This is a genomic window from Rhizobium rosettiformans W3 (assembly GCF_004912135.1).
Classification (GTDB): domain Bacteria; phylum Pseudomonadota; class Alphaproteobacteria; order Rhizobiales; family Rhizobiaceae; genus Allorhizobium; species Allorhizobium rosettiformans.
Genome location: NZ_STGU01000015.1, coordinates 14,900 through 28,426, shown reverse-complemented (window position 1 = coordinate 28,426; position 13,527 = coordinate 14,900). Strand labels below are relative to the sequence as shown.

Genomic DNA, 13,527 nt, shown 5'->3' with positions numbered 1-13,527 from the left:
CTTGACCGAGGTCAAGGCGGGCGGGGCTTCAGGCGCGAAGGAACGCGCTTAAGCCACTTCGCCGGTGCCGAGATCGCGCTTGGCCGCAGCATCCTTTTCCGACCGCAGCGCAGCAATCATTGCCTCGACATCGGCCGCTGCCGCATCGACGATCGCCTGCTCGCGCGCCCGAACGATTAGTTCGGTCGAGAAGCGCTGGCCGTCGAAATGCGGATAGGAGCCGATCGAGGTTTCCGGATGCGCCTTCTGGATGGTGCCGAGCGCAGTGCCGATATCGCCTTCGCCGAAGGGGCAGGCGATGGAGCGCGACAGCACCCGCTGCCCGGCCGGCAACGTCTCGATCACATGCGCCATCATCGCCTGGAAGACCTGCGGCACGCCGGCCATGACATGCACATTGCCGATGATGAAGCCGGGCGCCGTCGAGACCGGGTTCGGGATATGGCGGCTGCCCTCCGGCATGCGCGCCATGCGCTGGCGGGCTTCGGTGAATTCGAGACCGCGGCCGGCATACATGTCGCCGAGCAGCTTCATCGCATCCGGATCATGCAGGCAGGGCACGCCGAAGGCTTTCGACACGGCATCGGCCGTGATGTCGTCATGCGTCGGGCCGATGCCGCCGGAGGTGAAGACATAGGTGTATTTGGACCGGAGCGCATTCAGCGCCTCGACGATCGCGTCCTCCTCGTCCGCGACGATGCGCACCTCCTTCAGATCGATGCCGGCAACCGTCAGGAGATCGGCGAGATGGCCGATATTCTTGTCCTTGGTGCGGCCGGACAGGAGTTCGTCGCCGATGGCGAGCATGGCGGCGGTCTTGATCGTCGAAGTCATGGATGTTGTCCTATGGGATGAGGCAGGCGGGGCTGAAAGACGTTACCGTTTTGTGTCCGGGAAGAGAAGTAAAGGCGGTGAATGATTGAACACTGCGTTCCCTCGCGCGTGACTGGTCGGATCGCCGGAATGCGCTACATCTCGCACATCCATCAGCGCGGCGGGGCCGCATGTTTCAAGGGAGATACGACATGGCGAAGGTACTGGTTCTCTATTACTCGGCATATGGCCACATCGAAACGATGGCTTATGCCGTTGCCGAAGGTGCAAAGTCGGCCGGCGCGGACGTCACCGTCAAGCGCGTTCCGGAACTGGTTCCGGAAGAGGTCGCCAAGGCTTCCTACTACAAGATGGACCAGCAGGCCCCGATCGCCGACCCGAACGAACTCGACCAGTACGACGCCATCATCGTCGGCGCAGGCACCCGTTACGGCACGGTCGCATCCCAGATGCGCAATTTTTGGGACCAGACCGGGGGCCTCTGGGCGCAGGGCAAGCTGACCGGCAAGCTCGGCTCGATGTTCACCTCGACCGCGACCCAGCACGGCGGCCAGGAAACCACCATCATGGGCTTCATCCCGACCTTCCTGCATCACGGCATGGTCTATGCCGGCCTGCCCTATGCCTTCCAGGGCCAGATGGGCGTCGAGCAGGTCAAGGGCGGCTCGCCTTACGGCGCGTCCACGATCACCGACGGCGACGGCTCGCGCCAGCCTTCGGACATCGAACTGGAAGCCGCCCGCTACCAGGGCGCCCATGTGGCAAAGCTGGCTGCCAAGCTCGTCTGATCGGCAGACGATGAATGATCAAGAAAGGCGGGGCCCTCGGCTCCGCCTTTTCTGTGTCGGACGCTGTAAGCTGGCGCGATCGTTAAAATGCTGCCGATCATCGAAAGGGTGGGTTAGGCGGCCTGATGCATCATCATGGTTGTAATGCATAGCATATCCGGACATCAGCCATGACCCAGCCAGAACGCCGTCGCCAGCCACGCCTGAGGGCCCTGAAAGCCGGTCGCGCCATCCTCCCGGGCGGCCATTCGACCTTCGACTGCATGATTCGCAATCTCTCGCCTGTTGGAGCCAAGGTGACCTTCGAATCGACCGTCGACATCCCCCAAGAGTTCCGCCTGCGCTTCGAGGACGGTACGACGCATGATTGCGCGGTCAAATGGCGCAAGGAACGCGAACTTGGCGTCGAATTCCTCGATGCGCTGGCAGGTTGAGCAATAGGACCGAGTGATTGATGACACGGCGCAGCGCCGGCACCGCGCTGCTCGCCCTTGACGCGTCCGACGAACTGACCGAAACAGGGCCCGCGCGGACGTGGCGAAACTGGTAGACGCAAGAGACTTAAAATCTCTCGGCCTTAGGTCATGCGGGTTCGATCCCCGCCGTCCGCACCAACCTCCTTCTGCATCTCTCTGATCTTCCCGCACTAGCGCGTTCGCGTTCGCACGCCTTCATCATCATGTGTCTCCATGTCCGATGCGCTAAATTTGGGCAATTGGAGAAATGACGAAAGTTTGAGCATTTTCCGCTTTGCGGCCTCCTTGTTTCCTGCTTTGATGCGCCCATCAAAACAAGGGGAGCAAAATCCATGATCTCAAGACGTCTCTTTTCGGCGGCCATTGTCGCGGCGGGCCTGCTGGCCGGTGTGACGCTGCCGGTCGGGCAGGCGCATGCGGAAACCGAAATCAAGTTCACGCTCGACTGGAAGTTCGAGGGGCCGGCGGCCGGCTTTCTGCTGGCGCTGGACAAGGGGTATTTCGCCGCGGAAGGGCTGGATGTGACGATCGATTCGGGCAATGGCTCGGTTGAGGCGATCCCGCGCGTGGCGACCGGCGCCTATCAGATGGGCTTCGGCGACATCAATTCGGTGATCAAGTTCCTCGATGAAGACCCCAGTCAGAAGGTCAAGGCCGTGATGATGGTCTATGACAAGCCGGTCTTCTCGGTCGTCGGCCGCAAGTCGCTCGGCGTGACCGAGGATCCGAAGTCGCTCGAAGGCAAGAAGCTCGGCGCCCCGCCGCCGGATGGTGCCTTCGCCCAGTGGCCGGCCTTCAAGCAGGTTGCCGGGATCGACGACAGCAAGATCACCATCGAATCGATCGGCTTTCCCGTGCGCGAGCCGATGCTTGCAAAGGGCGACGTCGATGCCGTCTTCGGCTTTGCCTTCTCGGTCATCCTGAACCTCAAGGCGCAAGGGATCCCGGCAGACGACATCGCGACCATCCTGATGGCCGATAACGGTCTGAACCTCTACGGCAACAGCGTGCTGGTGAATTCCGATTTTGCCGCCGAAAACCCCGAGGCCGTCAAGGGCTTCCTGAAGGCGCTCGCCAAGGGCTTTGCCGATGCGGTCGCCAATCCGGAAGAGGGCGTCGCTGCGGTCCTGAAGCGCAACGAGACGCTGAACGCCGACATCGAGAAGGAACGTCTTGAAATGGCCAATGCCATGAACATCAAGACGCCCTACGTCGTCGAAAACGGCATGGGCAGCGTCGACATGGAGCGGCTGTCCGCCTCGATCGAGACGCTGAAGGTCTCGATGGGGCTGAAGGGCAATGTCACGGCCGAGCAGGTTTTCGACGCGAGCTTCCTGCCGGCCAAGGAAGAGCGGATGTTGCCTTGATGGTAACACCCTCCCCTTGAGGGGGAGGGTCGAACCGCAGGTTCGGGGTGGGGTGACCCTTTTGCGAAATCACCCCACCCGCTGCTTCGCAGCGACCTCCCCCTCAAGGGGAGGTTGGGAAATCCCCTTTTGACCGGAGCCCTTGATGTCTCACCTCGTTTCCATCGACAATGTCGATATGCGCTATGGCGGCGCTAATGGCACGCTCGCTGTGTCGGGCCTCACCATGCGGGTCGACAAGGGCGAGTTTGCCGCCGTGGTCGGTCCTTCAGGCTGTGGCAAGTCGACCCTGATGAAGCTCGTGACGGGGCTGCATATCCCGCAATCGGGCGTCGTCATCGTCGCCGGCCAGCAGGTGACCAAACCGGTCTCGATCGTCGGCATGGCCTTTCAGAACCCGACCATGCTGCCCTGGCGCACGACGCTTGAAAACATTCTCCTGCCGCTCGAGATCGTCGAGAAGCATCGCCATCGGCTGCGGGCGAACAAACGAGAATATGTCGAGAAAGCCGAGAACCTGCTGGAGATCGTCGGGCTGAAGGGCGTGGGCGCGAAATTTCCCTGGCAGCTTTCGGGTGGCATGCAGCAGCGCGCCAATCTCTGCCGGGCCCTCATCCATGAGCCCGAACTGCTGATGCTCGACGAGCCCTTCGGCGCGCTCGATGCCTTCACCCGCGAAGAGCTCTGGTGCGTCATCCGAGACCTGCATGCGGCGCAAGGCGTGACCATCGTGCTCGTCACCCACGACCTGCGCGAGGCGGTGTTCCTGGCCGACCGGATCTTCGTGATGAGCGCGCGGCCCGGCAAGGTGGTGAAGGAACACGCCGTGCCCTTCGCGCGGCCGCGGGATCTGGAGCTGATGTATCAGACGGAGTTCAACGACATGGTGCATGTGCTGCATGGCGAGATCGCAAAGGCGAGGGTGGCGGCATGAGTGTCACGATCGAGACGTCGCCGATCCGGCCTGTGGTGAAGCCCCTTGCGCAGCGCATCAACTGGGTGCGGGCGGCACCTTTCCTGTACACGCTGGCGCTCTTTGCCGTCTGGGAGCTGACGGTGATTGCGCTCGACATGCCGCCGACCATCCTGCCGGCGCCCTCGAGGGTCTTCGAGGCGGTGGTGCAATATTGGTCGCCGATCTGGAAGAATTCGCTGCAGACGCTTTACACGACGACGCTCGGTTTCCTGATCGCGGTGGTCGCCGGTCTGGCGCTCGGCCTCTTCATCGGCTGGTCGAAGACCATCTATGCCGGGCTCTACCCCCTGATGATCGGCTTCAACGCCATCCCCAAGGTGGCGCTGGTGCCGATCCTCGTCATCTGGTTCGGCATCGGCACGGTGCCGGCGGTGATGACGGCCTTCCTGATTTCCTTCTTTCCGATCGTCGTCAATGTCGCGACGGGGCTGGCGACGATCGAGCCGGAGACGGAGGACGTGCTGCGGGCGCTGGGCGCCAAAAAGCTCGACATCATGCTGAAGGTCGGGATCCCGCGCTCGATGCCCTACTTCTTCGGCTCGCTGAAGATCGCCATCACACTGGCCTTTGTCGGCTCGGTGGTCTCCGAGACCGTGGCCTCCAACTATGGCCTCGGCAACATGATGAGTTCGGCCCAGAGCCAGTTCAACGTGCCGCTGGTCTTTGCCGGGCTGCTGGCGCTCGCAGTCGAGGGCATCGCCATGTATGCGCTGATGGCTTGGCTCGAAAAGCGCATGACCGGCTGGGCGCACCGCTCGACCATGGCCAACTGACGGGAAAAGCTGGACGCCCCAGGCGGGCGCTCAGCTCTTGCCCTTCAGGGTGAAGGGCAGCTCGAAGGGCGTCGAGCGCTCGGCAATCACGTCGTTCACCGTATAGCGCAGCACATAGCCGCCGGGCTTGGCGCCGGCGACGTCGAGCGTCAGATGCGTATAGACCTCGACCGCATCCGAATGGGCGGTGAAGGTGAAATTGCCGAATTCCTTCTGCAGCGCCAGCGTCTTGCCCTCGTCATCGGTGAGCTCGAGATCGACGGTGAAATGCGACTGGCGCCGGTTGTCCGGTGCCGGCTGCCATTTCAGCCCGGTCACTTCGACATAGGTGATGAGCTTTTCGCCGGTCATGAAGACCGGTTCGGCCTTGGCCTCATAGGCGCGATAGGCGCTCGGCACTTCCGTGACGAAGAGCGCCCGCGGCACGGTGAGCGGCAGGGTCTGGCTGAAGGCCGCAAGACCGGAGCGGATCGCCTCGAAGGCCCCGCGGGCATCGTTCTGGGCGGCGAGCCGTTCGGCCTCGATCGCGGCATCGAGCAGCGGGCCGGCCATGGCCGGCGCTACCGTGACGGGAGCCACCGTGACAAGAGCGCTGACGAAGGCGGCGGCGAGGGGGCGGCAACAGCCGGCGGAGGTGATGGGCACGTGATTCTCCCGCTTGGTCGTGAGCGGGAGTGTGGGAAAAACGGCCTAAGCGCGTCAAGCGCCGAGGCCGCTCGCGCCATCACGTTGGGCTGATCTCTAGGAGCGCCAGAACATCGGCACGAGCAGCACCATCACGGTCAGGACTTCCAGACGGCCGAGCAGCATGGCAAGCGACAGGACGTAGAGTTCGGGATCCTGCATCATCGAGAAATTGCCGGCCGGGCCGATCAGCGAGCCGATGCCCGGGCCGACATTCGACAGCGCCGTGATGACCGCGGAGGAGGCGGTTGCGAAGTCATAGCCGGCCAGCGCCATGGCAAGGCTGCCGATCACCCAGATGAAGATATAGGCGCTGAAGAACAGGAAGACGGCGCGCTGCGTGTCGGCGTCGACGATCTGGTTTCCGTAGCGGACGGAATAGACGGCATTCGGATAGATCAGCTTCTTCAGGCCGTTCATGATGATGTTGAACAGGATGACGAAGCGATAGGCCTTGATGCCGCCGGCGGTCGAGCCGGAGCAGCCGCCCATGAAGGTGGCGAAATAGGCCGCAGCGACAGCGAACGGCCCCCAGAGCGTATAGTCTTCGCTGGCGTAACCCGTGGTCGACAGGATCGACGAGAAATTGAAGAAGGAATGCGACAGCGCAAGCGGCAGGTCCACGCCGTTGCGCAGATGGTTGTAGAGGGCGGCCGCAATCGCAAAGGCGGCGAGATAGCCGAGGAAGACGAGGATCTGCGGGTCGCGCAGCGCATCGAGCCGGCCCTTGATGAAGAAGACGATCAGGATCGAGAAGGGCAGGCTGCAGACCGTCATGAAGAAGGTGGCGATCCAGCGCAGCGCATAGCTGTCGAAATAGGCGAACGACGCATCATGGGTCGAGAAGCCGCCCGTCGCGATGGTCGTCAGCGCGTGGTTGAGCGCATCGAAATGGCTCATGCCGAACACGTCATAGGCGATCATGCAGATGAGAGTGATCGCGACATAGATCGCGACGAAGGCGCGGGTGAAGGTGGCGATGCGGGCGAATGGCTTGTCGCCGATGTCGGACGATTCCATCTTGAAGAAGGAGACGCCACCGACCCGGAGGAAGGGCAGGACGAAGAGGCCGAGCGCCACGATCCCGATACCGCCGAGCCACTGCAGCAGCGAGCGCCAGACGAGGAGCCCCGGTGCCATGTCGTCGAGCCCCACGAGCACGGTCGAGCCGGTTGTGGTGATGGCCGAGACCGATTCGAACAACGCCTGCGCAAAGGTCAGGTCGAGTTCGGAGAAGAAGAGCGGGATGGCCCCGACGAGCGAGAAGACAGCCCAGAGCACGTTGACGAGCAGGAAGCCCATGCGTTTGGAAAAGGCCGGCGGCGGTCCACGCGTTGCCATGGCAGCCGTGATCGACAGACCGCCGACCATGGCGGCGGCTACGGTGAAGACCGACCAGTGCGGATCGCCATAATAAAGGTCGACCATGGCCGGGATGAGCATGGCAGTAGAGAGATAGAGACCGCAAAGCGCGGCGATATAAACGACGGAGCGGAGCAGATTGGTATTCAAGGAATGACTTCCGTCTGTTGCAACGCAAAGAGGCTTTGTCTCTGCCCGATGTCTATGCCATAGCGGGGCTCGTTTAAAAATTCAACGGAGGGCGACGTGAGCCCCAGTCAAGTCGATGAAGCGCTGGAGGCGATGCGTGGCCTCTTTCCGGAAACACCGCTGCAGCTCAATGAACATTTGAGCGCCCGCTATGGCGCCAATGTCTATCTGAAGCGCGAGGATCTGACGCCCGTCCGGTCCTACAAGATCCGCGGTGCCTTCAACTTCTTCCGCAAGATCGTCGCCGACAGCCCCTCCGGTACCACCTTCGTCTGCGCGTCTGCCGGCAATCACGCCCAGGGCTTTGCCTATGTCTGCCGCCATTTCGGCGTTCAGGGCGTGGTCTTCATGCCGGTGACCACACCGCAGCAGAAGATCGACAAGACCCGCATCTTTGGCGGCGAATTCATCACGATCCGGCTGGTCGGCGATATCTTCGACCAGTGCTATGCCGCCGCGCGCGAGCATGTCGAGGCGATCGGCGGCTATATGGTGCCGCCCTTCGACCACCCCGATATCATCGAAGGCCAGGCGACGGTGGCAGCCGAGATCCTGCAGCAATTGCCGGACGGCGTGACGCCGGATCTCGTCGTGATGCCGGTCGGCGGTGGCGGACTGTCCTCCGGCATGACCGGCTACATGGCGGGTCGCGTCTCGCCGGAGGCGATGATCTTCTGCGAGCCGGCAGGTGCCCCGAGCCTGAAGAAGAGCCTGGAAGCCGGCAAGGTGGTGACGCTGCCCAAGGTCGACAATTTCGTCGATGGCGCCGCCGTCGCCCGCATCGGCGATCACAATTTCGAGGCGCTGAAGAGCTTCCGTCCGGACCAGGTTCTGATCGTCCCGGAGAACGCGATCTGCGTGACCATGACCGACATGCTGAATGTCGAGGGCGTGGTGCTGGAGCCGGCGGGTGCCCTGGCGCTGGCAGCGCTCGATCTTCTGCCGCGCGTCGCCTTGAGCGGCCGCACGATCGTCGCCGTCGTCTCCGGCGGCAATTTCGACTTCGAGCGCCTGCCCGATGTCAAGGAACGCGCCATGCGGTACGCGGGCCTGAAGAAATACTTCATCCTGCGCCTGCCGCAGCGCCCCGGCGCGCTGCGCGATTTCCTCAATCTGCTCGGGCCCGAGGATGACATCGCTCGATTCGAATACCTCAAGAAGTCGGCCCGCAATTTCGGCTCGATCCTGATCGGCATCGAGACGGGCAAGCGCGAAAATTTCGCCGAGCTCTTCGACCGCTTCGATCAGGCAGGCCTTGGCTTCGAGGACATCACCGAAAACGAGATCCTCGCCAATCTGATCATCTAATGCCCTGTTCGCCGAGCCAGCCGATTATGGTCTGCGCAATCGGTTGGGTGGTCTGAGGCGAATAGGTGTCGCCGGCAATCACATGATTGTTGGCGTCGCCGGTCGGCCCTGGATCGACCAGCCGGTGCGGCCCGCCCCAGCGCGCGGAGACGGCGACAGTCCGGTCCGGCCTCACCACCTTGTCGTCCGCCGACTGGATGAAGAGGGCAGGGATGCTGATGTTTTCCACCGGCGTGTGCGTGGCAAGGCGGACGGACTGCGCCATGGGGATCAGGGCGCTCACCGGGTAATCGGTGGTCCAGTTGTGCGCATTGAGCGGGCTGATCGGCTCGAAGCCGCGCCTTTCGCCCAGCAGTAGCCGCGCAAGCTGCGCGCCGAAGGGGCCGGTCAGGAGAAAGCTGCCCGAGGCCTGGACGCCGTAGTTCGGCGACAGGAAGACCGACGCCGCAACGTTTTCGGCAAGCCGCGGCCGGGCGAGCGCCCAGGTGACCAGCGAGGCGCCTGTCGATGTCGAGATGACCACGACCTTGTCGCCGAGCAGCCTGCCGATGGAAAGCGCCTCGCCGATATCACCCGCCCAGTCCTCGATCGTGGCGCGCCCCATCGCATCGGCATCTTCGAGCCCGTGACCGGCAAGTCGGGTGAAGAAGAGGTTGGCGCCAAGGGCCTTGGCAACGAGATCCGGCAGCGGCCGTATTTCGGCCGGCGAGGCGGAGAAGCCATGAACGTAGATCACGGCGACAGGCGTTTTCTGAGGCTTTGCGGCGTCCGCCCAGACGATCTGCTTGCCGAGCCCTTTTCGGATGGGGCCGACCTTGGCTTCTTCCGCCGCGATCAGAGTGTCGAGAGCCTGTGGCGAGGTATCGGCGCCAAGACGCGCCTCGCGCTCCAGTTCGAGATTCGGCGGCAGCCGGTAAATCACCGCGAGGGTCGCGATGACGACTGCGATCACTGCAAGAATAAGTCCCATGATGCGCCGCATCCCCGTTCTCCCCGTGGTCCCTCCCGACCGCGGCCGACCTTAGCATGACCGTCGGAGACGGAAAGCCGCGCGCGCTGCTCTTCCTCGTCGTTGTCAGCTGTGTTACGGGAGATGCATGTCGTTCCTGTCCAGCATTCTCTCGATGTTCACCGGCGGCTCCTCGTCCGAGGCCGCTGCCAAGCCGATGGCCGAGCCGCAGACCTACAAGGACTGCGTCATTCATGCCGAACCGATGCGCGAAGGCAGCCAGTACCGGTTGGCAGGCCGCATCGTGAAGACGGTGGATGACCGTGTTCTGGAGCGGAAGTTCATTCGCGCCGACGTCTTCACCTCGCTTGACGATGCGCTCGACTGCACCTTCCGCAAGGCGCAGCAGATCATCGATCAGAACGGGCCCGCCCTGTTCGGCGATGGCGAAGAGACACGCATCGTGTAACGGTGCAGTGACTTACCGCGAAGAATAGTTTCTTCGCGGTCACTGAATGTTAATGGAGCAGCGCAACACTGAATCCGAGATATTGCTCGGGTTTTTCAAGTGATTATTGCGTTTTGCTCCCGCCTGTCCCTCCGTCTTGGCTTGCTGGTTTCGGGCGCTGCCCTGGTGGCGGCGAGCCCCTCTGCCGCAGCCGTTGACACCGCAGCCGCCATCACGGCCGCCAAGGCCTCGGCCGATCTCGCCTGGCTGATGGCCGCCGGCGGCATGGTCATGATGATGCAGGTCGGTTTCCTGCTTCTCGAAGCCGGCATGGTGCGCTCGAAGAACTCGATCAATGTCGCGCAGAAGAACCTTCTGGACTTCGTCTTCGGTGTCGTCGGCTTTGCCGTCATCGGCTTCATGCTGGCCTTCGGAAGGTCGGGCGTCCTGCCGATCGGGCTGGATTCGGATTTCTTCCTGTTGCAGGACCTCGACAGCTGGCTTGCCGGCTTCTTCGTCTTCCAGGTGATGTTCTGCGGCACGGCGGCCACCATCGTCTCGGGCGCCATTGCCGAACGCATGACCCTGTCGGCCTATGTGCTGGGATCGATCATTCTCTCGACCCTCATCTATCCGATCTTCGTCCACTGGACCTGGGGCACGGCAATCGGCCCAAACTCCGGCGCTTTCCTCGCCAATCTCGGCTTCGTCGATTTCGCCGGTTCGACCGTGGTGCATGCCACCGGCGGCTGGGTGGCGCTGGCCGCCTGCCTGGTGATCGGCGCGCGGCGAGGGCGTTTTGATGCCGAAGGGCGGCCGGTCCGCATCGCCGGCAACAATCCGGTGCTTTCGACGACCGGGGGGCTCATTCTCTTCTTCGGCTGGATCGGTTTCAACGGCGGCTCCACGCTCGCCGCCAATGCCGATGTTGCGCCGATCATTCTCAATACGGTGCTGGCCGGTGGCATGGGCACCTGCGTGGGCTATGTCATCGGGGCCAAGCAGGATGGCGTCGTGCTGCCGGAAAAGGCGCTGAGCGGCATGCTCGGCGCGCTCGTCGCTGTAACCGCCGGCTGTCATGTGCTCGACCCTGGCGGTGCGCTCTTGATTGGCGCGCTCGGCTCGATCGTTGCGCTTTACGGCAACCAGTATGTCGAACAGAAGCTGAAGGTGGATGATGCGGTCGGCGCCGTCGGCGTGCATGCCTTTGCCGGCGTCGCCGGCACCGTGGCCCTGGCACTGCTGGCGCCGGTCGAGCGCCTGCCGGCCGGAAGCCGCTTCGATCAGCTCTATATCCAGATCTTCGGCTCGGCGCTCAATTTCTACTGGGCCTTCGGGCTGGGCTACGCCTTCTTCTGGACGCTGAAGAAGCTGGTGCCGATCCGCGTCTCCGCGGAAGACGAGGATATCGGCCTCAACGTCGCCGAACATGGGACACGGCTCGGGGTTGGCCATGTCGAGGACGCGCTTTCAAAGCTCGTCTCGGGCAAGGCCGATCTCGGGGATCGTCTGGCAGTCGACCCGGGCGACGAGGCGGAGAAGCTCACCCGGCTCTTCAACAGCCTGATGGACAATATCCAGCAACAGGAGCGCAGCCGCAGCGAGCTGGAGGCGCAGGTACGTGATCAGGAGGAGGCCGAGCGCGTGACGGCGCTCGCCAATGCCACCTTCGAGGCGATCGTGATGCATGAGGATGCCGTGATCATCGACGGCAACGAGCAGTTCGAGGTGCTGACGGGGCGCACGGTGAAGGAGCTGGTCGGTACCTCCATCCTCGACCTCGTCGACGACACCGGACGCCGGCTTCTCATCGACGATCCCAATCCCGCGCCGGATGTCTCCCGCGAATTCCACATCGTGAGGACAGACGGAACCGCGATCCCCGTGGAGGCCCGGGGCCGAAACATCGAGTATCGCGGCCGCCACATCCGCATCAGCTGCCTCGTCGACCTGCGCGAGCGCAAGGCGGTCGAAAGCCGGATGCGCCATCTGGCGCAGCACGACCCGCTGACCGGCCTCGCCAACCGGGCCCTGTTCACCGAAACCCTGGCCGCCCATGTCGAACAGGCGAATGACGGCTGGGGTTGCGGTATCCTGCTCGTCGACCTCGATCACTTCAAGGACGTCAACGACCTCTACGGCCACCCGGCCGGCGACGAGGTGATCCGCGAGACGGCACGGCGGTTGACGGAGATCATCGGCCCGTCGGACATGGCTGCCCGCCTTGGCGGCGACGAATTCGCAGTCATCCTTGGCAATTGCCATTTCGAGGCGCAGATCGAGGATGTCAGCCGCCGCCTGATCGAAGCCTTCCGCAAGCCCTTCGATACGGGGCAGGGCGAGCGCATCCGCTGTGGCATCAGCCTCGGTGGTGCGCTTTGCCCCGAACATGCAGGCGAGCTCGACGAGCTGATCGGCCGCGCCGATGTCGCGCTCTACCACGCCAAGAAGTCTGGCCGTAACACGTTCCGCGCCTACCGCAAGGGCATGGACGAGCTGATCGAGAAGCGGCGCGCGCTGGAGGCCGATATCGAGCGGGGGCTGGAGCGGGGCGAATTCGAACTTTATCTACAGCCGCGCGTCGGTGCGCTCGATGGGGCGATCGTCGGTTATGAGGCGCTGGTTCGCTGGAAGCATCCCGAGCGCGGCATGGTGCAGCCCGGGGACTTCATCCCCGTGGCCGAAGTTTCGGGCAAGATCATCGAGCTCGGAGAATGGGTCCTGACGGAGGCCTGCCGCCTGGCTGCCGGTTTTCCTGACAATCTGCATATCAGCGTCAACGTCTCTCCGGTCCAGTTCCGCCATCCACAGTTCCTCGACCGGATCGAATCGATCCTGAGCATGGCGGAGGTCTCGCCGCATCAGCTGGAACTCGAGATCACGGAAAGCGTCCTGATCGATGACGATCAGCGGGCCCGCCTCATTCTCGGCCATCTGAAGACGCTGGGTCTGAGGATCGCGCTCGACGACTTCGGGACGGGATATTCCTCGCTCAGCTATCTCAGCCGCTATCCCTTCGACGTCATCAAGATCGATCGCAGCTTCGTTTCGGCGCTGGGAACGGAAGAGACGGCAGATGCCATCGTGCGCACGATCATCGATCTCGGCAGCGGGCTTGGTATGCGGGTCGTGGCGGAAGGTGTGGAGACGGTGGAGCAGGCGGGTTATCTGAGTGCTGCGGGCTGCGATGAGCTCCAGGGCTATCTCCTCGGACGGCCGCAGCCGGTGGCACAGGTGGACGCCGAGATCAGTCCGACGGTCGCGGCAGAACTCAAGCGAGTGGCGCGGCTCTCGGCGCATCGCGGCAAGCGACTGTCCCGGGCGGGGAACGAGACAGCGCTTGCACTCGCGGCAAACGGCAACTGAAGGTCCT

At 63.2% G+C, this 13,527-nt stretch carries 12 protein-coding genes and 1 tRNA gene; 9 read left to right on the top strand and 4 right to left on the bottom strand.

Going from position 1 to position 13,527, the window contains the following annotated elements:
- Positions 1-48: 48 nt before the first annotated feature.
- On the bottom strand, positions 49-834 hold the full coding sequence (locus FAA86_RS20370) for a competence/damage-inducible protein A (RefSeq protein WP_136542870.1): 786 nt from the start codon (positions 832-834) through the stop codon (positions 49-51).
- A 191-nt stretch (positions 835-1,025) separates the two neighbouring features.
- Between FAA86_RS20370 and wrbA the strand changes: the two genes are divergently transcribed.
- The 6 genes from wrbA (at position 1,026) to FAA86_RS20340 (ending at position 5,214) form a co-directional block, all read left to right on the top strand.
- Positions 1,026-1,622, top strand: coding sequence for an NAD(P)H:quinone oxidoreductase type IV (wrbA, locus tag FAA86_RS20365; protein WP_113461766.1), 597 nt, complete (start codon positions 1,026-1,028; stop codon positions 1,620-1,622).
- 170 nt (positions 1,623-1,792) lie between these two features.
- A complete protein-coding gene (locus tag FAA86_RS20360) occupies positions 1,793-2,056 on the top strand; it encodes a PilZ domain-containing protein (RefSeq protein WP_136542869.1) in 264 nt (87 codons plus the stop codon).
- Positions 2,057-2,150: 94 nt separating this feature from the next.
- A tRNA-Leu gene (locus tag FAA86_RS20355) sits at positions 2,151-2,236 on the top strand.
- A 194-nt stretch (positions 2,237-2,430) separates the two neighbouring features.
- Entirely contained in the window at positions 2,431-3,465 is a 1,035-nt protein-coding gene (locus FAA86_RS20350) for an ABC transporter substrate-binding protein (RefSeq protein ID WP_136542868.1), read from the top strand.
- A gap of 145 nt (positions 3,466-3,610) precedes the next feature.
- On the top strand, positions 3,611-4,399 hold the full coding sequence (locus FAA86_RS20345) for an ABC transporter ATP-binding protein (protein ID WP_167495045.1): 789 nt from the start codon (positions 3,611-3,613) through the stop codon (positions 4,397-4,399).
- Positions 4,396-5,214 (top strand): ABC transporter permease, encoded by an 819-nt coding sequence (locus FAA86_RS20340; protein ID WP_136542867.1) that lies wholly within the window; start codon positions 4,396-4,398, stop codon positions 5,212-5,214. The genes FAA86_RS20345 and FAA86_RS20340 overlap by 4 nt, the downstream gene beginning before the upstream one ends.
- 30 nt (positions 5,215-5,244) lie before the next feature.
- On the opposite strand, the gene FAA86_RS20335 is transcribed toward FAA86_RS20340, so the two are convergent.
- Positions 5,245-5,859 (bottom strand): hypothetical protein, encoded by a 615-nt coding sequence (locus tag FAA86_RS20335; protein ID WP_183954718.1) that lies wholly within the window; start codon positions 5,857-5,859, stop codon positions 5,245-5,247.
- A gap of 96 nt (positions 5,860-5,955) precedes the next feature.
- Positions 5,956-7,410 carry a TrkH family potassium uptake protein gene (locus FAA86_RS20330; protein WP_136542866.1) on the bottom strand — a complete coding sequence of 485 codons (1,455 nt, stop codon included), beginning with the start codon at positions 7,408-7,410 and terminating at the stop codon, positions 5,956-5,958.
- Between the two features lie 132 nt (positions 7,411-7,542).
- Here FAA86_RS20330 and ilvA point away from each other — a divergent pair, with 132 nt between their 5' ends.
- A complete protein-coding gene (gene ilvA / locus FAA86_RS20325) occupies positions 7,543-8,757 on the top strand; it encodes a threonine ammonia-lyase (protein ID WP_210309988.1) in 1,215 nt (404 codons plus the stop codon).
- Here ilvA and FAA86_RS20320 read toward each other — a convergent pair.
- Positions 8,750-9,739, bottom strand: coding sequence for an alpha/beta hydrolase (locus FAA86_RS20320; protein ID WP_183954720.1), 990 nt, complete (start codon positions 9,737-9,739; stop codon positions 8,750-8,752). The genes ilvA and FAA86_RS20320 overlap by 8 nt on opposite strands.
- Before the next feature lie 115 nt (positions 9,740-9,854).
- On the opposite strand from FAA86_RS20320, the gene FAA86_RS20315 reads away from it, so the two are divergent.
- Both FAA86_RS20315 and amt read left to right on the top strand, forming a co-directional pair.
- On the top strand, positions 9,855-10,175 hold the full coding sequence (locus tag FAA86_RS20315) for an HlyU family transcriptional regulator (protein WP_136542864.1): 321 nt from the start codon (positions 9,855-9,857) through the stop codon (positions 10,173-10,175).
- A 99-nt stretch (positions 10,176-10,274) separates the two neighbouring features.
- On the top strand, positions 10,275-13,520 hold the full coding sequence (gene amt / locus FAA86_RS20310; protein WP_246035142.1) for an ammonium transporter: 3,246 nt from the start codon (positions 10,275-10,277) through the stop codon (positions 13,518-13,520).
- Positions 13,521-13,527 lie beyond the last annotated feature (7 nt).